Source organism: Paenibacillus andongensis, assembly GCF_025369935.1.
Classification (GTDB): Bacteria; Bacillota; Bacilli; order Paenibacillales; family NBRC-103111; genus Paenibacillus_E; species Paenibacillus_E andongensis.
Genome location: NZ_CP104467.1, coordinates 2,584,502 through 2,607,483, shown reverse-complemented (window position 1 = coordinate 2,607,483; position 22,982 = coordinate 2,584,502). Strand labels below are relative to the sequence as shown.

At 45.4% G+C, this 22,982-nt stretch carries 25 protein-coding genes and 3 pseudogenes; 10 read left to right on the top strand and 18 right to left on the bottom strand.

Features of this window, described 5'->3' with window-relative positions:
• Positions 1 to 28 precede the first annotated feature (28 nt).
• Entirely contained in the window at positions 29 to 379 is a 351-nt protein-coding gene (locus NYR53_RS11680; protein WP_261305318.1) for a winged helix-turn-helix transcriptional regulator, read from the bottom strand.
• 39 nt (positions 380 to 418) lie between these two features.
• Complete coding sequence (locus NYR53_RS11675) at positions 419 to 754, bottom strand: EthD family reductase (RefSeq protein WP_261305317.1); 336 nt, start codon at positions 752 to 754, stop codon at positions 419 to 421.
• Positions 755 to 911: 157 nt separating this feature from the next.
• Here NYR53_RS11675 and NYR53_RS11670 point away from each other — a divergent pair, with 157 nt between their 5' ends.
• Positions 912 to 1,055: a hypothetical protein gene (locus NYR53_RS11670; RefSeq protein WP_261305316.1), complete on the top strand. Its 144-nt coding sequence runs from the start codon at positions 912 to 914 to the stop codon at positions 1,053 to 1,055.
• Between the two features lie 551 nt (positions 1,056 to 1,606).
• Positions 1,607 to 2,314, top strand: coding sequence for a DNA alkylation repair protein (locus NYR53_RS11665; protein WP_261305315.1), 708 nt, complete (start codon positions 1,607 to 1,609; stop codon positions 2,312 to 2,314).
• Positions 2,315 to 2,607: 293 nt separating this feature from the next.
• Here the strand turns inward: NYR53_RS11665 and NYR53_RS11660 are convergent, their stop codons facing one another.
• Positions 2,608 to 3,015, bottom strand: a complete 408-nt coding sequence (locus NYR53_RS11660; RefSeq protein ID WP_261305314.1) for a hypothetical protein — start codon at positions 3,013 to 3,015, stop codon at positions 2,608 to 2,610.
• A gap of 198 nt (positions 3,016 to 3,213) precedes the next feature.
• Here NYR53_RS11660 and NYR53_RS34435 point away from each other — a divergent pair.
• The 3 genes and pseudogenes from NYR53_RS34435 to NYR53_RS11645 all read left to right on the top strand — a co-directional run.
• A pseudogene (locus NYR53_RS34435) lies at positions 3,214 to 3,365 on the top strand (MerR family DNA-binding transcriptional regulator); the annotation flags it as partial.
• A gap of 54 nt (positions 3,366 to 3,419) precedes the next feature.
• Positions 3,420 to 3,584 carry a MerR family transcriptional regulator gene (locus tag NYR53_RS11650; protein WP_261305312.1) on the top strand — a complete coding sequence of 55 codons (165 nt, stop codon included), beginning with the start codon at positions 3,420 to 3,422 and terminating at the stop codon, positions 3,582 to 3,584.
• Positions 3,585 to 3,709: 125 nt separating this feature from the next.
• A pseudogene (locus NYR53_RS11645) lies at positions 3,710 to 4,285 on the top strand (SDR family oxidoreductase); the annotation flags it as partial.
• A 144-nt stretch (positions 4,286 to 4,429) separates the two neighbouring features.
• On the opposite strand, the gene NYR53_RS11640 reads toward NYR53_RS11645, so the two are convergent.
• Positions 4,430 to 5,044 (bottom strand): TetR/AcrR family transcriptional regulator, encoded by a 615-nt coding sequence (locus NYR53_RS11640; RefSeq protein ID WP_261305311.1) that lies wholly within the window; start codon positions 5,042 to 5,044, stop codon positions 4,430 to 4,432.
• A 67-nt stretch (positions 5,045 to 5,111) separates the two neighbouring features.
• On the bottom strand, positions 5,112 to 6,584 hold the full coding sequence (locus NYR53_RS11635; RefSeq protein WP_261305310.1) for an NAD(P)/FAD-dependent oxidoreductase: 1,473 nt from the start codon (positions 6,582 to 6,584) through the stop codon (positions 5,112 to 5,114).
• A 680-nt stretch (positions 6,585 to 7,264) separates the two neighbouring features.
• Here NYR53_RS11635 and NYR53_RS11630 point away from each other — a divergent pair.
• On the top strand, positions 7,265 to 7,483 hold the full coding sequence (locus tag NYR53_RS11630; protein WP_261305309.1) for a hypothetical protein: 219 nt from the start codon (positions 7,265 to 7,267) through the stop codon (positions 7,481 to 7,483).
• A gap of 70 nt (positions 7,484 to 7,553) precedes the next feature.
• On the opposite strand, the gene NYR53_RS11625 is transcribed toward NYR53_RS11630, so the two are convergent.
• The 12 genes and pseudogenes from NYR53_RS11625 to NYR53_RS11570 form a co-directional block, all read right to left on the bottom strand.
• Positions 7,554 to 8,159, bottom strand: a complete 606-nt coding sequence (locus NYR53_RS11625; RefSeq protein WP_261305308.1) for a pentapeptide repeat-containing protein — start codon at positions 8,157 to 8,159, stop codon at positions 7,554 to 7,556.
• Between the two features lie 242 nt (positions 8,160 to 8,401).
• Complete coding sequence (locus NYR53_RS11620) at positions 8,402 to 8,914, bottom strand: GNAT family N-acetyltransferase (RefSeq protein ID WP_261305307.1); 513 nt, start codon at positions 8,912 to 8,914, stop codon at positions 8,402 to 8,404.
• A 108-nt stretch (positions 8,915 to 9,022) separates the two neighbouring features.
• The gene (locus tag NYR53_RS11615) at positions 9,023 to 9,919 is read right to left on the bottom strand and encodes an ROK family protein (RefSeq protein ID WP_261305306.1); all 897 of its coding nucleotides are present in this window, start codon (positions 9,917 to 9,919) and stop codon (positions 9,023 to 9,025) included.
• Between the two features lie 5 nt (positions 9,920 to 9,924).
• A complete protein-coding gene (locus NYR53_RS11610; RefSeq protein ID WP_261305305.1) occupies positions 9,925 to 10,623 on the bottom strand; it encodes an N-acetylmannosamine-6-phosphate 2-epimerase in 699 nt (232 codons plus the stop codon).
• Between the two features lie 32 nt (positions 10,624 to 10,655).
• Entirely contained in the window at positions 10,656 to 12,329 is a 1,674-nt protein-coding gene (locus NYR53_RS11605; RefSeq protein ID WP_261305304.1) for a response regulator transcription factor, read from the bottom strand.
• A gap of 33 nt (positions 12,330 to 12,362) precedes the next feature.
• A complete protein-coding gene (locus NYR53_RS11600; protein WP_261306337.1) occupies positions 12,363 to 14,096 on the bottom strand; it encodes a sensor histidine kinase in 1,734 nt (577 codons plus the stop codon).
• Positions 14,097 to 14,138: 42 nt separating this feature from the next.
• The gene (locus NYR53_RS11595) at positions 14,139 to 15,023 is read right to left on the bottom strand and encodes a carbohydrate ABC transporter permease (RefSeq protein ID WP_261305303.1); all 885 of its coding nucleotides are present in this window, start codon (positions 15,021 to 15,023) and stop codon (positions 14,139 to 14,141) included.
• A gap of 31 nt (positions 15,024 to 15,054) precedes the next feature.
• Entirely contained in the window at positions 15,055 to 15,960 is a 906-nt protein-coding gene (locus NYR53_RS11590; RefSeq protein WP_261306336.1) for an ABC transporter permease, read from the bottom strand.
• A gap of 82 nt (positions 15,961 to 16,042) precedes the next feature.
• Positions 16,043 to 17,731: an extracellular solute-binding protein gene (locus NYR53_RS11585; protein WP_261305302.1), complete on the bottom strand. Its 1,689-nt coding sequence runs from the start codon at positions 17,729 to 17,731 to the stop codon at positions 16,043 to 16,045.
• 267 nt (positions 17,732 to 17,998) lie between these two features.
• Entirely contained in the window at positions 17,999 to 19,246 is a 1,248-nt protein-coding gene (locus NYR53_RS11580; protein ID WP_261305301.1) for a DUF4153 domain-containing protein, read from the bottom strand.
• A gap of 2 nt (positions 19,247 to 19,248) precedes the next feature.
• A complete protein-coding gene (locus NYR53_RS11575; protein ID WP_261305300.1) occupies positions 19,249 to 19,476 on the bottom strand; it encodes a helix-turn-helix domain-containing protein in 228 nt (75 codons plus the stop codon).
• 4 nt (positions 19,477 to 19,480) lie between these two features.
• Positions 19,481 to 19,771, bottom strand: a pseudogene (locus NYR53_RS11570) (DUF2975 domain-containing protein); the annotation flags it as partial.
• Between the two features lie 491 nt (positions 19,772 to 20,262).
• On the opposite strand from NYR53_RS11570, the gene NYR53_RS11565 reads away from it, so the two are divergent.
• Positions 20,263 to 20,667, top strand: coding sequence for a VOC family protein (locus tag NYR53_RS11565; protein WP_261305299.1), 405 nt, complete (start codon positions 20,263 to 20,265; stop codon positions 20,665 to 20,667).
• A 143-nt stretch (positions 20,668 to 20,810) separates the two neighbouring features.
• Here NYR53_RS11565 and NYR53_RS11560 read toward each other — a convergent pair whose 3' ends face one another.
• Entirely contained in the window at positions 20,811 to 20,981 is a 171-nt protein-coding gene (locus NYR53_RS11560) for a hypothetical protein (protein WP_261305298.1), read from the bottom strand.
• Positions 20,982 to 21,056: 75 nt separating this feature from the next.
• On the opposite strand from NYR53_RS11560, the gene NYR53_RS11555 reads away from it, so the two are divergent.
• The 3 genes from NYR53_RS11555 (at position 21,057) to map (ending at position 22,925) form a co-directional block, all read left to right on the top strand.
• Positions 21,057 to 21,452: a MerR family transcriptional regulator gene (locus tag NYR53_RS11555; protein ID WP_261305297.1), complete on the top strand. Its 396-nt coding sequence runs from the start codon at positions 21,057 to 21,059 to the stop codon at positions 21,450 to 21,452.
• A gap of 74 nt (positions 21,453 to 21,526) precedes the next feature.
• On the top strand, positions 21,527 to 22,171 hold the full coding sequence (locus NYR53_RS11550; protein ID WP_261305296.1) for a TetR/AcrR family transcriptional regulator: 645 nt from the start codon (positions 21,527 to 21,529) through the stop codon (positions 22,169 to 22,171).
• A gap of 7 nt (positions 22,172 to 22,178) precedes the next feature.
• Positions 22,179 to 22,925: a type I methionyl aminopeptidase gene (map, locus tag NYR53_RS11545; RefSeq protein ID WP_261305295.1), complete on the top strand. Its 747-nt coding sequence runs from the start codon at positions 22,179 to 22,181 to the stop codon at positions 22,923 to 22,925.
• Positions 22,926 to 22,982: the final 57 nt, after the last annotated feature.

Sequence of the window (22,982 nt, the reverse complement as noted above, 5' to 3'; positions counted from 1 at the left end):
GTTCGTAGAACGTTGTCATGGCTGTGGGCTATTCGTCTGACGTCTTCAAATCCCTTACTTGCAGATCGAACTCGCGCATACGTTGTTTGCCCCATTCACACATAAGCTCAAGAATCGGCTCAGCACTCTTGCCATACTCGGTGAGGGAGTATTCGACTTTTTTAATCCGCTCATCAAATACAATCCTCTGAATCAAGCCATCCTCCTCGAGTTCCTTCAATTGAAGAGTCAGTATTCGCTGAGTGATATTCGGCATCCGCTGATGAAGCTGGTTGTAGCGTAATGTCCGCTTGGATAAATGCCGCAGTATGACCGTCTTCCACTTCCCTCCCAGAACATCTAATGTCACTTCTACCGGACAGCCATAGATTTTGGTCATGGTCAAACACCTCCTCTTCCATGCTTTACTTCGTACTTGCTAGTAAAGGTCCGCAGCTGTAAACGATGCCACGACCTCTTCGATATAGATATCTTGTTCCCCGATGTAATAGTTAGAAACGTCATCCTGCAAAGCCTTGATTCTAGGGTCACTGACGAAAACATCTAGAGCTTCCTTGGATTCGAAATACAAATTAAAAATAAAAGAATACGGAGCGGAAGAGCCGTCTGCCGAGGATAAGACCTTTTTTACTTCGTACTTGGAAGCACCCATTTCAAGAACGGTTTTCCTAGAAAGCAGGGGTAGATGCGAATTGAAATAATAGGTTTCATCAAATGGGATACCTCGTTTGTAGCAGAAAGTCAAAACTATCATGCCATCATCTCCTTTGGGATTATAATAAGATGATAAACCATGACATTAATGGTATAGTCAATTGTAGATTATATTGGGTCGAATCTAAACTCTGTGAAGTGATTTCTGACATAAAAGCTGCTTATCTGAAGATTTCAGAGAATTAGGAGGCGTTATTTTGGTGATAATGCCGATGCAGCGCAAGCAAGCGGAACGAGGAGGCGCTATTTTGGCGTTTATGCCGATACAAGGTCGGCAAGCGGAACCAGGGGACGCTATTTTGGCGTTTTACCGGTTTTTACACCTCCAAAGTGGGAAATAGAGGCTCCTCGTTCCGCAAAAACGTAATATATGCAATTTTGAGCAAAATAAGGCTTCTACGTTCCCCCAATATCTGGTGATGCCAGGTGATTGTTGAGGTTGGGACACAGATAGAAGAACTATGAAGTAGCTTGTCTGTGATTTATCCACGGGATGGATGTGCTCCTTTATTGGCGTATATTGTTGAAAGTAGAGTACTAGGGCAGGTAGATAATCAAGAATAGGTTCACAGTTGGGTGAACATTACGTATTTGGCTACTTGGCAGAAGGAGCGGCTATACGGGATATCAAGGCCATTTAAAGATAAGCTACACACTGAGAAAGCGGTTTTCGGGAACCGAAGTTCATCATTGATTATTTGTTCATTGAGCAATTCTACCAGTCCCTCAATGACCTGGTCACATCCGGTTGGGTGGTGCGGATATCTCCGACTGAATCTGCTTCCTGCTCAGATGGAAGTGCAATTAAAAATACTTACAAAATCTGATATAGTCTTAATAGATAGCCATAAACCTTTAGGGAAAACCTCCAATAAGAAGGAAGTGTTAAACAATGAATTTAGAAATGGTTATGCAGGAGCTTGAAGCTCTCGGCAAGGAACGAACCAAGAAAATATACGTATCCAATGGCGCGCACGAACCGCTTTTTGGCGTTGCTACAGGCGAAATGAAGCCCATCGCCAAAAAAATCAAAATAAATCAACCTTTGGCTGAGCAGCTTTACACCACAGGGAATTACGACGCAATGTACTTTGCTGGCATAATTGCAGACCCAAATGCAATGACTGAGGCGGATTTTGAGCGTTGGATGGATGCGGCTTATTTTTATATGCTATCCGATTTTGTGGTTGCAGTAACTTTGGCAGAAACAGATATTGCGCAAGAAGTTGCCGATAAATGGATCGCAAGCGGCGAAGAACTAAGAATGTCAGCGGGCTGGAGTTGTTACTGCTGGCTTCTGGGTAATCGCCCGGACGGTGAATTTTCTGAAAGCAAAATTGCCAATATGCTTGAAATCGTGAGAAATACGATTCACGATTCTCCCGAAAGAACTAAATACGCTATGAATAGTTTCATTTACACAGTGGGGGTATCCTATATACCGCTCCATGAAAAGGCGGTCGAGACCGCAAAGGCAGTAGGCCCAGTAGAAGTCAAACGGGACAAGAAAAAAAGCAGTTTCCTACATGCTTCCGAAAATATTAAAAAGGCAGTAGTTAAGGGGCAACTTGGTTTCAAACGCAAACATGTAAGGTGTTAAACTATGGCTTCACTCGAAAAATCCGATCAAGCAGAAATCATTGCCCAAAAATCGCGCAGTATCGTGATTATTGAGCATAATTGCCAGTTAGGTTAGCTGAGGGCAGCCACACAGCAGCCCCCTCAGAGCTTGATGGCATAAATGAACAAGAACTTTATACCATTCCCGACAAAAAAACATCGCCGGTTCCTTTCGGCGATGTTTTTTTGTTCTTTTTATTTTAGATTGTGAGCCTTATATATCTTGTTGTATCATCCCACCTGTTGGTAGACGGCCTTTGTGTTGCAGGGAGCTTATTCCTCATGTTCGCGTTCGCAAATGACTTTAGTGAACAAATTTAATGGAAACAGAGTAGGAACTACCCGGCCTGGGACCTGGACAAACTCGACAAAATCTCTTCCAACGCGGATTAATTTCCCGCGCAACTCTCCTATATCTTCTGCGGTGGCTGTCAAATCAAAGGGCTTTGCAGTTTTAACGCGTTCGTTCAGGACGATAAAGAAGGATGTTTGAATTACCACTTCCGTTGATCCAACTGTAAAAGAGAACGCCGTCACGTTGGAAAGCTTTCCTGTCGTTTTTGTCAGTTGCGGGAATCCCGGTTGGAAAACCGTTACAGTCCGCCCCACAATGGGCTGCAGGCGTTGAACCAACGTGATGTTTTGGGGGGCTGGACAGCCTTCAATGTCAATATCGCTCAAAAAATCTCCTCCTACAAGAAGCTGGTTGGCACTTAACTTTATTTTATGCTGATCCAGAGATTATGTATGGACGGATCTTACGGGAACATCGTTGGAACAGGCTTCGACAGACTAAAATATTTTTTGTTGACTTAAACCATGGTTTAAGTCGTATCCTATTCCTGTCGACAACGAAAGATTAATTTTGGAGGCCTCCAGATGAAATATTGTTCAATTAGCGAAGCTTCAGCCAAATTAAATATTCCAGAATCAACGATACGTTATTATGAAAAAAAGGACTATTACCCCTAATCGAACGAGATAAAGCTGGTAGGCGGTTATTTTCAGAAGATCAGATTGCGCTCCTTGAAACCGTTATTTGTTTAAAAAACACGCACATGCCCATTAGTAGTATCAAGCAATATATGAATTGGGTAGTTGAAGGAGATAACACCACCCAACTCCGACTTGAAATGATGCAGAATCACAAGCAAGTTGTGCTAGCTGAAATTTCGTTGATGACAGAATCCTTACAAGGAATTGACGTAAAAATTACACGTTATACAAAACGTACTCAGGAAAGAAAATAAGAAGGATATGCTGAAAAAAGCATTAGAAACTGACGCATAAAAAGGAATAGGCTTTATTGGTTTTGAAGAAAATAATGGAGAAAAGGAACTATAATGAAACTTTCAGGAAATACAATACTTATGAATCCGAGCGTGTAGCATTGTTTGATTGGGTAACAGCGAACTATCCAGAAGTGAATGTGTTAGTTAACAATGCAGGGATCCAACAACGCTTTAATGTGTTAAAAACGGATGCGAAGAACAATTGGAATCATCTCAGCAAAGAAATCACAACCAACATTGAAGCACCTTTCCATCTCTCGTTGCTGTTCGCTCCATTTTTTGCGACAAAAGAAGAAGCGACAATCATTAACGTGACATCTGGGTTAGCTTTTACACCGTTTGCGATTGCTCCAATTTATTCAGCAACGAAAGCGGCGCTTCATTCATTTACAATGAGTTTAAGACACCAACTATCTAATACGTCTGTAGAAGTAATTGAAGTTGCTCCACCGGCAGTGAATACAGATTTAGGCGGGACTGGGTTGCATACGCACGGAGAACCATTAGATGCCTTCGCAGATGGGATTTTCAAAGGATTAGATGAGGGTAAAATGGAAATTGGATATGGCACTTCTGTCAATCGCTTACGCATGTCACGAGATGAAGTCGACGAACACGTAGAAAATATGTATAAGGCAATGAAAAACACAATTGAATAACTAATTTACGAATAGGTACTACCTTTGTGTAGGTGCAATGGAAAGCGGCAGCCGATCGTGTTGGCCGGCTGCCGCGGTGTCTTTATTGAACTATCGATTCCGTTAGCTGAGAAACCCTATGCGTTATAATTGAAATATAATAAATTAATTATTTGTTTCTCGATATAGGGGGGCAATCAACCGCATCAACATATCGGCCTTCGGAATTCGATAGTCTTCAATCCCGTTCGAATTGATGACCATGATACCAGAAAGGACAGATAAGAAACAGGCGATAAGCTCTCTGGGGTCTCCTGCCGCCAATTCTCCGACCTGCTGTCCCTCTTGGTATAACGGAAGCAGCATATCAATAAAAGTATCCATCGAATACTGCTCCAGAAGGTGCTTAACCTGTGCGGGCACACCGTCAGACGTACGTGCCTGGTGGATGAGCATGAAGTACGGTGCACCGCTTTCATCGAGAATTTCCGTCGTCAAAGCCCTGATTTTCTCGATCGGCGTTCCCGGCATTTCATAGATGCTTCGCATAGCCGCTTCCGTTTCTACCATCGCCTCTTGAACAAGCGACATAAACAACTCATCTTTCGATTTGTAATAATGGTAAAGCAGCCCGTTGCTAATACCAGCCGTTTCCGCGATCATGCTCATCTTCGCGCTAATGATACCTTTGCGGGCAAACACCTGGATGGCAGCCGCCTTAATTTGTTCTCTTCGTTCATCGCGGATTTGATGCAATTGTTCTTCATTTAATGGTGCCAATGTCGAGTGCTCCTTTGTCGGACGATATAGATATCTATCAGTATACCAAATCCGATCCTTAAAATCGCTATAGCTTTGTCGGCTCGAACGGCGTTTCCGAGAATCGTGGCAGCAGATCTTCCAAAACTGCCTCGACGGGCCGTCCGTCTTTCGCCTTAAGCCCGGCGAGCAGTTGCTTGCCTTCATCTGAAGCGGATAGAACTTGGACGGCTGTCTGCGGATTGAAAATGTGGCTAGGTGATATGGACAACGTATTCACGGCCCAATAGAGCCCGTATAGTTGCCAATCGGGCTTGCTTATAGCGTGTTTGAGATACAGCTCCATATATTCCCGGCTGAACGCATTCCCCGTGTGTGAATCCGTTCCTTCGTATTCGACACCTTCCCACCGTAGATCGGCCGTGCAGTTTAACCAGAAGGCCGGCTCGATGGCTTCTTTGATTCGGCGAAGTACACTGTGCTCCCAATCGGGCCGGAAATCGCCGTGTCGTTCTCGTAGACTGGTTTCCAGAATTTCGGCAGCGATCGCGGCCAAAGTCATGCCTTGGCCGAAGATCGGATCATAGATGCAGTAAGCATCTCCCAAGACCAGTAATCCTGCAGGCCAGCGAGACATCTGTTCGTAGCGATGACAGTACAATTCGGGAACGCGGAAGCCTCGAGGAGAGGTGATGGGTTCCAGATCGCGTACGATTTCCGAAATGATCGGGCTCGGAAGCTGCTCCACGGCCAGTTCAAATTCAGCGGCATCCGTCGGAGGGTAATTCCCGCCTGGGCGGTAGAGCAGCACTTCGGCAATCTGGTTCTCGATAAAGGAGAACACGCCCGTGTAAGTGCCGCCTGTAGGCTGACCCTGGAGGTTGATGACGTCCCATTTATCGATTAAGTGGGTTAGATGAGAAGGCACTTTATATCGGCGGGTACTGTATCCCAGCGAAACCTTCAGAAGATCCGGCTTCGGCACCTCGTATCCCAAAGCCGTAAGCCATCCCGAAAGTTTCGAGGAACGTCCACTCGTATCAATAACCAGATCAGCTGTCAGAGTCTTCTCTTGCGATTGATCTCGATCCCTAGCTTGAACGCCGGTAACGACTGACCGGCCTGGGGCCGTTAACAACCGGATCACATCGTGCCTAGGCAGGAACTGTACGTTAGGAATGGCTTTTACGCGTTGACGGATGACCCACTCAAGTACCGCTCGACTAAATTTGATATCATTCCGGGCATACTTCATTTCCAGGCTCCCGTGTTGGTTCATGAAATAAACGGCTTTGTTCAGAGACGAAGGGGAACCTTGCGCCACTAAGTCATGCTCATATCCCGGAAAAAGCCGTTCCGTGATCGATTTCCCGCGCGCCGTGAAGCGATGCGGATGGAATGCCTGCGGAGTTCCGGGACGGAGGTCTGGCCCAGAAGGGAAGTCGTCTTTCTCGATGATCAGCACCTCTTCGTAATGATCCGAGAGTACGCGTGCGGTCAATAATCCGGCCATACCCCCACCGATGACGATAGCTTTGTTTTTGTTAGGATTGGTTGTCATATCATAATCCCTCCTTGTTTAGATTGACTCATTCAGTCAATAAATCTGCAAAAAAATTCACACAAAAATTTCGATCTTAACCTAAAATTTTAGATTGATCCGTTCAGTCAATATTATTATCTGTTAATCCCCAATTTTTGTCAACACGTTTTTTAAAACACTACGAAGACAAAAAGACCTTCACGCAAAGCGTTCTGAACACAGGAGTCAAACAAATAAACTTCACTGTCTGCAGACCAGCCTCGACCTGCAAAACATACATCTTATTTTAGTGGATTTGCCGTTTTCAAGGTGTTTACCTGTAAAACCTGCATCTCATTTGCTCGAAAAGAGCCAACAGCGAATAAAGTGTTCGATTTAAATGTATCTTTTGCAGGTCATCCTCTACAATTCTACCTATTGTAAGCTTTACCATGTATATAATGCAGGTTGTTCATCCGCTAACAGAAGCAATCTATACATTTCGGTTCCTCGTCTGTAAAGATAATTTCTTCTTTCAATTAGCGTAAACATGCAGATGCCGCGTCCGTGAGGATGGGTAATGAGGAAAACATTTACAAAGTAGCGATTGGTAGCTTATGATTTTAATATTCGCCCATTGGGGGAATGAATCGGATTCCGCCTTGCCTCTTTTGGGGTCGATTACGCCGGCAATGAAATCAAGCTGAAGGAGATGAATAATGATGAAGAATAGATTTGAATTTACTGCGATCGTCTTAATAGGCAATGGCGAGTTAACAGACGACTTTACCATCGATCTTGCCAAAATCGCTGACCGTTTGACCTCACAGCTGGAGATCGCCAAGAAAGCGTTGCAAACTATTGCAGAGTGCTCAGCGGAAGGTAACGAGGCAGCCAAGACTATTGCCGAAGAAGCTCTAAAAGCGATTGTCGAGTAGGTCAGATGAATTCTACAGATGGGGGATCACATGGTTTGAATATGCAGCCATGCGGCTTCATTAATTGAGATTAATCAACCTTGGCTCCATGAGAAAGCGAAAACAATACAGATTGCTCTCTATCCATTCTCATACCTGTAACGGTGAATGTTTTGAAATCCACTCTTTCCATTTTTGCCCCTCTTACATCAGCACCCTGCAATTTCGCATTTGCCAGTAATGTCATAGTCAGATCACAATCTCTTAAATCGGCTTTTTCTAAATTGGCTCCTGACAAGTCTGCTTCATAAAATTTGACCCCGCGTAAGTCCTGTTTAACTAGTCTGGTATTTCTCAAATTTGTATATGACCAATCGCCTTGATAAATTGTGATCCCATCCATATTGGAGCCAGAAAAATCCGAACCCGTCATTTTACATGTTTCAAATTTCGAAACAAAAAGATTAGCTCCGTTAAAGTTACAATTCTCAAACGCGGATTCTTTATGAATGGAGCCATTTAACAAGGCTCCGCGAAAATCACATTCAATGAAACGGCAGTTGTAAGATGTAATTTCTTCTAGTGACCCGTTAGTAAACGAGCAACGATTAAATGTACAACTTTTTAGCTCGCCGTACCTTAAATCTTGAGTGCCAAAGTTTACTCCTGCATAATTTTGATTGCTATGCTCAAACATTAGGTGCCTCCTGTGTATCGTTAGTAACTTGAAATGACTTTTTTAATATAGCATACGGCTGTCAAGGACCTGCATGATCTCAACAAAAAGTCAATCGCTTTATTTTCTCGTAATCCTTATGGAATTAGGTTCGATCACAGAAAAAAGGAGCTGCCGCGAGGCAAACTCCTTCACATTCGTTCTTCGTCGTTAAGTGAGAAATCTTCGTTACTTTCTGAATCTAAATCAGTTATTCATCCACGCTAACTCTTCTCATATAAATTGAATTTCCAACCATTATCCCATTCTAATAGTCTTATATGTTGGAATCCGCTTTCCAAATAATATTGATTTAATCTATCATTTTCAGCCATACAATCAAGCCTTATTCGGTTCTTCCCTTTATTTTTTATATAGTTTTCAGCCCATTTCAATAATAATTGACCTATGCCATTCCCTAAATGACTTCTACTTACAGCAAATCTATGAATATATCCTGATTCATTATTATCAAGTTCTGCCCAAATTAAAGGGTCCGACCAACAAATGAAAAGTGTTCCCACAACTTCTTCTCTCAACCTAGCCAAATAGATCTCATTACCTTTTCTAAAACATTCATGAATTTGTTCAATATTAAAATTTTCTGGATTCCATTGATTTATCCCTTTAGATTGAAGCCACCTTGCAGACCCTTTCCAAAGCTCAAGTACAAGATGGCTTTCATCCAGAGATGCAAGTTGTACATCGAGTATTATATTTTCATTAACTTGCTTCATAGACTTCACCTCACAAGTAATTGAACTTCGCATTCCAGCTAGCTGCTATACCATCTATATTACCACAATTATACAATTAAGTAATTCTCATAAATGTACTTGTTTACATTATCCTTCCAAGGAAGAAAACACCCGTTTAGCTGCTCCTATCGCCCCTGCCAGATTGCCAAGTTCCGCCGGTTTTACCTCGATGTCGAGCTGTAACTGCTTCACTTTGGTCGTGAGCAGCCCCCACCAGTAATCCCGGGAATCGACAAGACCCCCACCAATGATAATTGCTTGCGGATTCAGGCTAAGATGAATGTTATAGATGACGATCACCAAATCATCCAAAAACCGATCGACCATGCCTACGAGCTGAGGGTGCCCGTTATTAAAATCTTGCAGTACCTCCACGCCCGTCGCATATGGAATTTGGGTGACCTCTCGCGCAGCTGCTACAAAAGCAGTACCAGATACATACTGCTCCATACATCCGTATTGACCACAATTGCAAAGACGCCCTCGCGGGACTAGAACAACATGCCCCCATTCGCCGCCATTCCATTGCGCCCCACGGATAAGCTCACCGCGCACCATATTGGCTCCTCCAACCCCGGTGCCTAGCGTTAACATGGTCAAATCGCGATAGGGTTTGCCAGCACCAAGCCACGCTTCACCGATCAATGCCGTATTCGCATCGTTATCAATGACGACAGAGTGGCCATATTCAGACTCAAGCAGCGGTTTCATATTCATACCCTGCCAGCCTGGCAAATTATTAGTCGCATATACGATATCTCCGGTATCCGCATTGACTCTCCCGGCCGTACCGATGCCGATGCCGGCCACATCCTTCTGCGAAGCAAGAAGATCTTCAATGACGGATCTCATGTTGCTTAGTATATGCTCTCTTCCCAGCTCAGCAGTAGTCGCAATCTTGACTTGCTTCCATATTTGACCTTGGTCGTTGATGACGATTCCTTTAATCGAAGTACCGCCGATATCGATACCAATCGCATTCATCCGCTTTACAACCTTTCGTTGTCCGATTTTATTTGGCTGGAAATCGCTTGAACGAATCTCTCGGTAATAATCTGGGGACGCGTTATCGCACTTCCGATAACTACGAATTGTGCTCCCGCCTCCAAAGCGCGATTGACTTCCTGTGTTGTAAAATACTTTCCTTCTGCAACAACAGGAACACGAACGCCCTTTACTAATCGAGCGACCAAATTGATATCGGGGTTGCTGGATTGCGAGCTGTATGGCGTATAGCCCGAAAGTGTTGTCGAAATATAATCCACCCCTAATTCAGCTGCGAATAAACCTTCCTCTTCATTCGAAATATCGGCCATAATCGGGATGTTGATCCGTTTGAGCTCCTGAACCGTTTGCGCTAACGTTCTTCCATCAGGGCGATTCCGATTCGTACCGTCAATGGCAACGATATCAGCCCCAGCCGCATATACAGCTAGAGCGTCCTCAAGGGTCGGCGTAATATACACGTCGCTGCCTTCCATATTCCTTTTATACAGCCCGATAATCGGCACTTGAATAGACTGTTTCATGACAAATATATCGGCAACCCCATTTGCGCGAATCCCGATGGCTCCTCCTAATTCTGCCCCTTTGGCCATTTCCGCCATATAGTGCGGACCATACAAGGGCTCACCCATGTAGGCCTGACATGAGACAACGATCCCTCTTTCAGCAATTAATTTTCTCATCCCATTTAACTCCTAACATAGAATCGAATGTCCTATACTTTTAACCGCAGCATTCTGAATTCTTGAGGCGTTGTGTCGTTCTGCTTCTTGAAGAAGCGAATGAAAGCCAGTGCGGAATTGTAGCCGAGTGCGGCAGCGATTTCGTTCACTTTCATGGCGCTGCTCATAAGCATCTCCTTTGCTTTCAAATTCCGGTAATCGATGATGTAGTCGGATAACCCGATACCGGTCATTTGCTTATACAGTCTGGAGAAATACGACGGATTCAGTCCGACGTGGTCCGCAATCGCATTTAGGGAAATATCCGTGGAAATGTGGGCTTCGATGAATCGGTGCGCCTTTTGCACAACTTCCGCCGGAAGCATCGCGCCTTGGGCTGCGTTCCAGCTGAACAGGCAATCAGCCGTTTGCATAAAATATTGCCTTAAGGAAAGCCATGAGTCATTGTCGCCGTACTGGAACAGTGGAGCCAAATCATGGACCTCATTCAAATATGCGCGCATCTGTGAGCTTTTATTGATGTATGCCAGAAATATGGCGGCCATGGAGTGATAGAGCTCCTTTTTCCTCTCGTACGGGCTGTTTTCCTCGCCCCAAATCTGCGTCAATTCCAGGTAAAGTTTGTAAAATTCTTCACGGTGGCAATTTTCCAGGGACTTGGTGAGAAGCTGCACACGGGTATAATGAAAAAAATCGGTCTGCTTATCTACTGCCGTGCCTTCCTCTGCCCGTCTGATGTCGGAATCGGTCAAAATAACCTCGCTGGACAATCCCATTCCATATACGAATCCATATTTCAAACTATGGAACCTTTCGAAAACACCGCTCCATGCCGTATGCTCGCTGCTTAGAATAAATGAGACTGGCAGCTGCAGCAGCTTCTTACACGTCAGCTGAATCTTCTCGAGCATGCCGCTTACATACGTGGATGTTTGTTTCCACAGTAAATCGGATGAAACCTCTTGCGTTGGCGCATTGTTCATACCTAACGGTTGGATGAACCAAACGATTTTGGACTGGTCGTACACATAGGAATAACTGCGCACGTATGGCGACAAAAACTCCTCAGTAACATTTTGCACGGCGTAAATAAGCAGCGCTTTATCCGGAGCCGTTATCATGTCCCTCCAGTCATCGACACGTCCAAGCAGCAAAAAAATCGGCATGTCCGCCCGCAGCGGCATCTCGATATCTTTAAAATGGATCTCCAATTGGCTTCTCGTTACAGATTTGCCCTGAAGAAGTCCAGAAATATAATCTTTCTGCAGCGATGGCAGCGCCAGCCTCATCCGGTTGTTCGCTCTTTCAAACATTCGCAGCTGATCGTATTCCTCTTCGAACTTCTCGATCGCCCTCTTAACAGAACGGATGATTTTCTCATCGCTTTCGATCTTCAGTATATATTCGAAGCTGCCGTATTGGACGGCGCTCTGCACATAATGGAAATCGTTATAGCCGGTTAGAAAAATGACTTTACAAGCCGGCCATTGGGCTTTAATTTCCTGCAGCAGCTCGATCCCTTCAAGACCGGGCATTTTAATGTCGGAAATGACAATATCGACCTGGTTGTTCTGAAGTACCTCCAACGCCTCCTCGCCGGAATAAGCCTTCAGGATGTCGAGGTCCAGATCATCCGTTTGTTCAAAAAGCTCAATCAGGCCGTCCACGATGATCGGAAGATCGTCGACGATAAGCAATCGGTACATACTTCTCCCTCCTCAAGCGTTTCTGTAAAATGCTTAACTCCTACCGAAGTGAATCTTCACTTTCAATCCACCTAATGTGGAACGCGCCATCGTGATGCCATATTCGGCTCCGTAGCGAAGCTGGATTCTGCGATGAACGTTGACAAGACCTGTCGTCTCTTCGAGTCGGCCCTCGGACAACTGCAAACGGGTGTTCAACCTGTCAATCTCTTCATCCGTTACGGCGCTCCCGTTATCCTCGACATAGAAAGAGAGACTGTCTTCGTTTTCTTCGCTGTGCACCCAAAGTTCGCCCTCGGTCCGCATGTTGCCAAGCGCATGCTTGTAAGCGTTCTCGATGATCGGCTGCAGCACTAAGCGAGGAACGGAAAACTCGGGTACATCGCTGTCAAACCTCACTTGGATGCGATCCCCGTAACAGACTGTCTGCATATCTACATACGTGCGGGAATGCTTCACTTCCAGTGCTAGCGGGATTTCGTCCTCGCCGTCCCTCGTAATGAAATGAAAATATTCACCGATGTACAAGCAGAACTGGTACGCTTTGTCCTTCTGGCGTTCGGATTTGATCAACCGACACAAGACAAAGAAGCAGTTGTATAAGAAATGCGGATTGATTTGTGATTGCAGACGCTTCAGCTCCGACCGCTGGTTACGGATTTGCTGCTCGTAGTTTTCTTCGATCAATGTTCTAAGCGACCGAATCGTATCATTAAACGCCTGGTACAAATACCCGAATTCGTCATGCCCGCGGTCGATAGTGATCGGCATCAGCCGGTTTTGCTGAACGTGCCGGAACGAATGAACAAGCCGCATGAGCGGTTTATAAATCAGCCTGAACAGTGAATATGAGAAAAATAGGCCGACAACAACGGCAAGCACGCAAGCCCACCAAAACCATACGCGGTAGGTTTGAATCGGACCGAGCACATTCGCTTCGGGAATCAAGCTTATCGAATACGAATTCCAGAGCGGAGAATACTTAAACACCGACAGATAGCTTTTTCCCCCATATCGGACCGTTTCGTAGCCTTCTTTCTTACCTTCTGCCTGTTTAACCTTGATAAAAGCCTCGACCGTCTCGAGCAGCGCCGGATCGTCGTCGCTTTGGATATGCCAGCCACGGTCCACGCTCAGGAGGATGCTCCGGCCATCGAGCGAGCTGCCGATTTGAGCTAGCGATTCCTTGATTTTGCGGGCAGACAACTCGACCCCGACGACGAAAAGCGGCTCACGCCGCGTATTTGCCGGGTACTGCATGGAGATGAACAGCCGATCGTTCCAATAAATGAACGGTTCCTCATATGATCTGTTTTTCGGCTGCATGGCCGCGTATTCCTGCCTGTCGATCGACGTGTCGTATTGGATGCTCAGCAGCGTTCGATCGATGGAAGGAACATACGCTTTCGCTTCTTGAATAAACGGGCTGGAGTCCTTCATCAATACAAGCCGCTTCTGAATACCCAGTATTTTCTCCGCCCGTTCGTAGTAAGACAACTCATTACCGGTGGCAGCTAATTCGATCAAATCGTCGTCCGTCACGTATTTGGGCAAATATCGCACAATCCGGTCCGCCTCCTTTTCGAGCGAGTCCAGGTAATACCCTGTCGTATTCAGTGTCGACTGAGATATTTCCTTGCGGATGCTTTCCGCGCCTTTCTCGTTGATCAACCATGTAATGGCCATAAGCGGCAGCAGAACCACCATGAAGGCAGCCAACATTTTTTTAAATATGGAAGAATCTCTCAGTCGGAAAAAGCGTTTCATCATTCGTTCACCTGCTAAGTTTTGGTAGAGAATCCTGAATGTTTATTCTTTGACACTCCCCATCACAATTCCTTTAATGAAGAAACGCTGCAGGAACGGGTAAACGATCAATATGGGAAAAGCCGCAACGAATATTTGCGCCGCCTTGCTAGTCCGGTCGGACAACTTGCTGATCAACTCCGCGTCTTGTGTCTTGAGGAAGCGGAAATCGAGTTTGATAATGATGGTTTGCAGGAACGTTTGCAGCGGGTATTTGTCGGGATGGTTCATCAAAATCATGCCGTCGAACCAACTGTTCCAGTGCCATACCATTGTAAACAGACCGGTCGTCGCGAGCGCAGGAAGAGCTAAGGGAACATAGATTCTCCATAGTGTCGCAAAATGTCCAGCACCGTCTATCCGTGCTGATTCTTCCAGCTCTTTGGGTAGGTTCCTGTAAAAGTTAAGCAGCAAAATAATGTTGAACACCTGAAGCGCGCCCGGCAGCACGAGTGCCCATATTGTATCGATCAAGCCGAGCGATTTCACCGTCAAATACCAGGGGATAAGGCCACCACTGAATAAAATCGTGAACACGAACACCCATACGTAAAATGTTCTCAACTGAAACTGCCTCGTTTCTTTCGATAACGGATAAGCGGTGAGGATCGTCAGAAACATGCTGATAGTCGTTCCGAGAATGAGCCGTTCGAATGAAACCCGAAAAGCGCGTAAATATTCAGGCTTGCCGAATACGTTGTCATACGCTGCCGTCGTAAAGTCGACAGGCCACAGCGTGACCTTGCCAGCGGCTGCCGCCGTCCCGGTGCTGAACGATAAGGCCAAAATATGGATAATGGGCATCAGACAGGCAAACGAGATCGCTGCCAGAAATATGACATTACCGCTCAAGAAAAGCCGCCTGCCGAGTGGCATTTTGTAACCCATGATGTGTCCCCTCTCTTCCAGATAACTCTACTCAAAAAATGCGATAATTCGCGAAACGGTATGCGAGGAAATATGAAACCGAGATAAAAATAAACGAAACGATCGATTTCAACAGTCCGACCGCTGTGGCGAATCCGAACTGGGACTGCTCGACACCCATCCGATACACGAAGGTATCGATAATGTCGGCGCTTTCGTAAACTTGCGGACTGTACAAGTTGAATATTTGATCGAAGCCGGCATTGAGGACGTTGCCGATGTTGAGCGTAAACATCAGCACGATAATCGGCATCATGCCCGGAATCGTAATGTTCAGCGTCTGTTTCCAGCGTCCAGCGCCATCGATCTCCGCAGCTTCATACAGCGACGGATTAATACTTGTTAATGCCGCCAAGTAAACAATCGTACCATACCCGAATTCTTTCCAAACGTCCGAAACGACCATGACATAAGGGAACCAACGATTATTTCCCAGAAAATAAATCGGGTCGATCCCAAGCAAACCAAGCGCTTGATTGAAAACCCCGGTTGTCGGAGAAAGTACATCGATTAATATGCCGCTCAGCAGTACCCAAGACATGAAATGCGGCAAGTAAACGAGCGTTTGGAACGTTCGTTTGATCCATTGCCTGCTCATCTCGTTGAGCAGGATAGCAATCGTAATCGGTACGAATAAACCTGCAACGATTTTCATGACAGAAATATAGATAGTATTGAAAAAAATTCGGCCGATGTCGGGATAGACGAACATATAATTGAAGTTTTTCAACCCGACGAACGGAGAACCGAACAGACCTTTGGTCGGAATATATTTTTGGAACGCCATGATAATGCCCGCCATTGGGATGTAACTGAAAACGATGACAAAAATCAGTCCCGGGATCAGCATCAAATGCAGCGGCCATTCACGTTTCCACATGCGCGAGATCGATTTCATCATGCACCACCACCTGCTTATATTACCCCGCCGAGTTTGAATAGAAAGAGGGATCGTACCTGATCCCTCTCCTTGAGAAGAACTATTTGTTCTTCGCGTACCAGTCGTTCACTTCTTTGGTGATTTGGTCTCCGCCAAGCTTCTTCCAATCGGCGACAAATTTATCGAACTCATCAACCGATACCTGATTCATAATAATTTTGAAAAATACTTCGTCACGTTTCTTCTCTAGGATCGCATTCTTCTCCACCATCGTTGGTGTCGGAGCGCCGTAAAACTTCGTTTGTTCGAACTGATTGTTCTTTTTCATATCCGGAATAAGGGAGTAGGAGCCCTTCGGACCTGAAATCCAATATTCCCACCACATGCTCGTATCGCCATTTACATATTTCATAGCCCGCTCGTATCGGGTCTTCTGATCTTTCGTCTTCGCCAGACTCGCGTCTTTGGCTGCAATCGCCTTCGGCAGCACTTCGCCGTTATTGTTCGATAAGCTGCCAACCCTGAGCGGATTAAGCAACCAGTAGTTGCTTTTCTTTTCCACACGGTCTTTACCATACTCATAAACTTTGTTATCTTCCGTCTGATTGTTATCCACGACAATCCATTGATTGAGCAGCCTCATGACGGCTTCCGGATTTTTCGCTTTCTTTGACACGACGTAATATCTGTCGCCGCCTATCCCGATTTGTGCTTTGGCCGGATTGTTATCCACGGATGGAATCGGATATACGCCCCATTCCTGCACTTGTTTGCCGTCTTTGATCGCGCCGGTCGCAAGGTGCGCCGGCACCCATTCGGCGCCATATACAAGACCAATGTTGTTACCGAAAATGAGTTCCGATTCCTTTTGCGTGTCCTTCACGGCAAATTCCGGATCGATCAGACCTTTTTTGAACATGTCTTGCAGCGCCTTGAGCGCTTCTTTCATTTGCGGCTGTACGTAACCCTTTACAAGTTTGCCGGTACCGTCATCAATCCAATGATTGGAATCCGCATTCGAGTCCATATAGGCATGGTAGCCATTCATGAAACCGATGAAGCCGGTTGCTCCGTCTTCTTTCATATCCTTGTTGAATGCAATCCCGTAAGCTCTTCCAGTTCCTCCAGGATCCTTCGTCTTAAACGCCTCCGCGATGGTCATCAGATCCTGCATCGTTTTCGGCTCCGGCAAATTCAGCTTCTTGAGCCAGTCGGTACGCACGTATAGAAACTGGGCGTAGTACGGATTGGACGTGCTCGGAATAGCCATCAGCTTTCCGCCAAAAGTGGCCGATTTCATTTGGGTACCGCCGTCCGCTTGCATGAATTTTTTGGTTTCGGGAGTAGCGAACTTATCGTAAACGCTAGTAATATCCATAATCATATCCGCTTCAATCAGCTGCTGGAGCTGGGTAGCATCGACCAGCATAAAGTCAGGAATGTCGTTTGAAGCAATGGCAATCTTCAGCTTTTCCTTGTATTGGTTGCTATCTGCAGCAATCCATTGATTCGTAATTTTGACCCCGACGTCTTTCTCGTAGGCTTCGTACACGGAATTTTTGTCGAAGCTTTCACCTGCGTCGAATTTCAAATACGGATCGCCTTCTCTGATCGTGGATACTTCAAGCACTTTTTTCGAATCCGGCGTTTGTGCTGCAGTTGCAGATGCTGTCGCGGACGCGGACGGTTGCGGGCTATTCTCCGTTTTGCTGCTGCACGCCGTTGCTGCGATAAGACTTGTAATCAAAGCAGTTGTGAGAACGCCCTTCCCTCTCAATTTCATTTTCATATGACCCCTCCCATTTGGCTCAACATGTTCCTCCGGATGCTGTACGCGTTCCAACTTCCTTTGATAGTTTAAGTATAAAAAAAGAAACGTGATCCTTCCATATACCAGTGTTTACTTTGATATACACCTCTTGACGGCGAATTAAAAATCCCCAATCTACTAATGACTTACATTCTTCGTCTCCTATCGCCGTTAACCTTGGAAAGAAAAAGCCGCTCGTTTCCCAACAGGGAGACCGAGCGGCAAATTTCACTATGCAGAGCCTTACTAATTAAAAATTAAAGGAAAAGTAAATGTAACGAAAGCTGCCCAAAGCCCGTAGATCGGCAAATACTTAGTAACGGCATTTTGGATGGCCAACGGACCGGTCTTGTTTTGTAGAAACCGCATATAGGAGAGCATAATCCAAATTAGATTGGCCCAGATCAATAGGTTTACACCTAAAACCGCAAGTCTGTTGGGCGTAATTCCATAAGAAGAAAGTCGGAACACGATGGCTGATAAAGCCACACTGTCTATGATAAGTGCGAGTAATATTAGGGCAAAATTTATATAATCAGAAATGCCCTTTTTCTCGTCTATCCCGCTTTCTGTAATGGAGAATATGGTGACGGCCAATACACTAAGGAGTATTCCGTTGAAGGATAATAGGAAATCACGATCTAAGAATGGATTTTTCCCGACCCAAGTAACCGTAATCAGATAGACTAACAATGTGAGCAGTACAAGAGGACTAAAAATTTTGGCTATATAGGGTGCTATATTTTTAGCAAGTTTAAGATTCCTTGATACCAGGTATGTAGCCACAATAGCTAGAGCGGCAGCACCAATTAAAACGACATTTTTAAAATAGAATTGAGATATATCCATGCCGACAAATCTAAATAACTGCATAGTTAATGCTGTTAGCAGCATTCCGCTGATTGCCATGCTGGCGAAGAGTATGCAAAATTCCCCATTAAATTTAAGATAGGCTAATCTTGCGCTTCCTATGCCATATTCATTTCCTGTAAATGCAAGCCCCACTAATACCCATAAGAAAATGGGAAGGTGTAGATAAGCCAGGAGAATACTGTCTTTATGCTCTAGTGTCAGCATATTCAGATAAAATCCAGAGATTATGAATGACGCTGCAAGGGTGTAAAGAACATTTTTTTTCGGGAAATTATTGTAAACAAAATAGATGGCCATACAGGGAAGTATACCAAATACAAGGTTAATAGGGGCAATAGCTTGCTGTTCGACAAAATGAAAAATGATCCTAGTGATAATCCCAGCCAAAATTGCTAAAATGCCCATGGATAAAAAATCTTTCTGAAGCAAGGAAGCTTTTTCTGTATGTACCGTCTCCTTGAAATACAATCTTTCATACCAAACGGCAAGAGCTTGTGATTCAGGGTTTTGTTCCCAGGCGTATGCGAATGACTTTTTAAAAGCTTCAGGTTCTTGTCTAAACATTCTCTCCAGCTCATGGGGGTTAGCCATATTTTCAATAATCAGATTGTTACTGTCCATGGTTATACCTCCCCTGGCGATTCTTCGTCAATTTTGTATTCTAAGATATCTCCAGGCTGACAGTCTAAAGCCTTACAAATCGCCTCTAACGTGGATATTCGAATCGCTTTGGCCTTTCCATTTTTCAATATAGAAATATTAGCCATCGTTATTCCAACCCTCTCCGAAAGTTCTGTAACACTCATTTTCCTTTTCGCCAGCATTACATCAATATTGATTATAATGGACATGTTTACTGATTGTGATTGCACAGTATTTTATTTTCTTTAAAGCCTTTACGGATAATTCCGAGAAAGCTTTATTCTTGTCAATATAGCTTAAAAGTCTTAACGCCTGATACAATGCACCGAAATACGCTATCGCCGTTACATATATCCCTATTAATACGGGGTATTTCAAATATGCGAACTCTCGATACTGATCTGCTGCTTCATTAGCTATCCAAGGCAACCAACATAACAACGCAAGAACCGGAATTCCAATGAGAAAAACAACGATCTTTAAAAAAAGTGTTTCTCGTTTCATTATATGCACCTCGCTTAGATATTTTAAATTGATTCTAACGAAAAATTTATTGTTTTGCAATATATAATTACCGATTAATATTATATTATTGTTGTTATGAAACCATTCGTTTATATAAAATAGATCATTCCAAAATCGGATTCGTGAGGAAGCCAAAAAAACAAAAAACGCTACTGACATACTGTTGTCAGTAGCGTTTTTTTATAATCGGAGTAAGTAAACGTAAAGGAGTGGGAAATAAATGCGAAGTATGTCTTGCATCGGCTGGGGACACTATGATCAATAAAGTAGAATGGTTTAGTTTTTGATTAAATCGGGCCTTTACAGGAAAATTTACAACATGGGGTAGAACTAGCAAGCATCGGTTAATCCGCAAACTTTTGTAATCTATTTACTACAGCTACTTTGCCCCTTACGGAAGCTTCGCTGGTTCTGGCCCAAGTTGAGATGATACGGTATTGTATCATTTATTATAGAAAGGATGATATCTTGTGAATTTCGCTTCTGTACGCATCATTACCGACGACGTGGATCGTCTCGTCGAGTTCTATGAGAAAGTCATGGGTGTTTCGGCGGAGCGCCCCGCGCCCGTTTTTGCCGAACTCGTTTTACCATCATGCACCTTGGCAATCGGCCACTCCCAGACGGCGCAACTATTCGGCGCTGGTTCCGTAGTGGCGGCCAACAATCGCACAGTCATCATCGAGTTCCGCGTCGACGATGTCGAAGCCGAATACGCGCGCTTGAAGCTGTTTGTCAATGATTGGGTACAGGAACCTACCACGATGCCGTGGGGGAACCGTTCTGTGCTGTTCCGCGATCCCGACGGCAACCTCGTTAACCTCTTCAAGCCGGTGACCGAGGAAGCGATCAAACGGTTCAACAGTAGGCGTTGACGGACAGTTGCCGATCGTGGAACTTTGAAACTAATTATATTATAAAAATAAAAAGGCGTTCACCCTCTTAGAGTGAACGCCTTTTTACTTCAAACCTTTATTTGGCAATTCAAAGCTTTCTTGTCCACTTCAAAACTTATTTGTCAACCGATACCTGTTATCACGAACATAAGCGCGATACCGGCTAAAACAAACGGATTCAAAAATAAAGAGGATATCCCTAAAACTGCCACACCACCAAGCAGCGGTAACGCACAACACAAAGCGCACGCACCTAATAGTCCAAGACCCGCCAGCCAACTCCCTTTATTCATTTACATCACCTTCCAAATGAAGTTATAATCCAATCATAAAACTTAAAGCTAACTTTAAGTCAAGGAGGTTTTTTTATGGCTGGACTTAGTATTGGGCAGCTCGCGGCTAAAGCAGAAATAAATGCTTCTACGCTGCGTTACTATGAATCCGTTGGATTACTTCCTACTCCAGAACGCAAAAATGGACAGCGACGATATGAAGAAGGGTTGTTAGACCGCATCAATTTTATTAAAGTCGCGCAGCAAACTGGCTTTAGCATTCAGGAAATTACTGTTCTTCTGGAAGGTTTTGAACCAAGTGATTCGCTTTCGGATCGTTGGAAGCATATGGCAAAACAAAAACGCTCCGAACTAGAAGTGCGAAAGAAACAGCTGAATTCGATGATACGAATTTTAGATAATGGGTTAAGCTGCAACTGCCTTACTTGGTCGGAATGCAAGGAGAAAATAGAAAATAACGGTTCTTGTTAAGAGGATTTTTATTCTGATGGCTATAGTTGACTCTATTTTCTTTCGCCAACAGATTATTTGCATATCCCCGCCCCATGCGTTACTATATTTATATCGACAAATTTGCAGGTCTATACAAGGAGGTTCACGCGCCCATGTGCCCTCGTACCAAAGAACAAAATGAGCTCATCCGCATACAGCGCAGAGAACAGATCCTGGACGCCGCCGCGCGCGTCTACTTCCGCACAGGCGGCAGCTTTGATATTCGCGACGTCGCTCGCGAGGCCGAGCTCGGTTATGGCACGGTATACCATTATTTCCCCAATCGGCATTTATTAATAGAAGATGTTCTGGGCAGCGGCTTCGAGCGATGCGAGCAAGCCCTGGCAGAATGGGCAAACATTTGCGGCAGTAGCCCAGATGACAGTCAGCTGTTGGCGTATTGCAAGGAGCTGCTCCGGCTGTGGCAGTCGGACTCCCGCGCATATCTCGTCTACAAAATGGCCGCGGAACATTATGCAGGCTTGCCTGAGAAGGATCGGCCCCCCATCAAGAGACGATTCATGGAACGGCTGTACGTTCCGCTCCAATCGATCGCTAAGCGCGAAGGCGACAGCGTCGACCATATGCTTGCCGTGCTGGTCGGCTGCTGCGGGCTGCACTACTATGCGGGCCATTCCGACCTGGACGTCGATCGAATCGCCCGACTCGCTATGCAAGCTATTACGAAGGAGTCCTGATACGAACATGGTCATTTTAAAAAGCAAGCATGAAATTGAGGCTATCCGCAAGGCATGCCAAGTGGTGGCTGAATGCCATCGTACAATCGCCCCGCTTATCAAACCGGGTATTACCACCAACGAGATTGAGCGCATATTCGAGGACATTATGTTAAAGCACGGCGCAAAGCCATATCAGAAAGGCTATAAGGGCTATCAATATGCGACCTGTGCCTCCGCCAACGATGTGATCGCACATGGCTTCCCTAGCAATAAGCCACTTGAGGAAGGCGATATCGTGACGATCGACACGGTCGCGGAGCTCGACGGCTGGCTCGGCGATTCGGCCTGGAGCTATGCGGTCGGGAAGATCTCGCCGACCGCCGAGAAGCTGATGCGCGTCACGAAGGAATGCCTTGACCTCGGCATCGCGCAGGCGCAGCCCGGCAATCGACTCGGCGACGTGACGAGCGCGATTCAGCGGCATGCGGAATCGCACGGCTTCGGCGTCGTGCGCGACCTTCTCGCACATGGCATCGGCCGGGACCTGCACGAGGAGCCGACTTATATGCATGTCGGCAAGCCCGGCAAAGGCCTCCGCATCAAGGAAGGCATGGTCTTCACGATCGAGCCCATGATCACCGAAGGCACCTACTACATGACAATCGATCCGGACGGCTGGACTGCGCGGACGCTGGACCGCAAGCTCGCCGCCCAATACGAGCATACGATCGCCATCACGGCTGAAGGTCCACAAATCCTGACCGTGCAATAGAATAATTAGAGGTCGACCGCGACGATGGGCGACTTCTTTTTTACGTATTCGGATAGC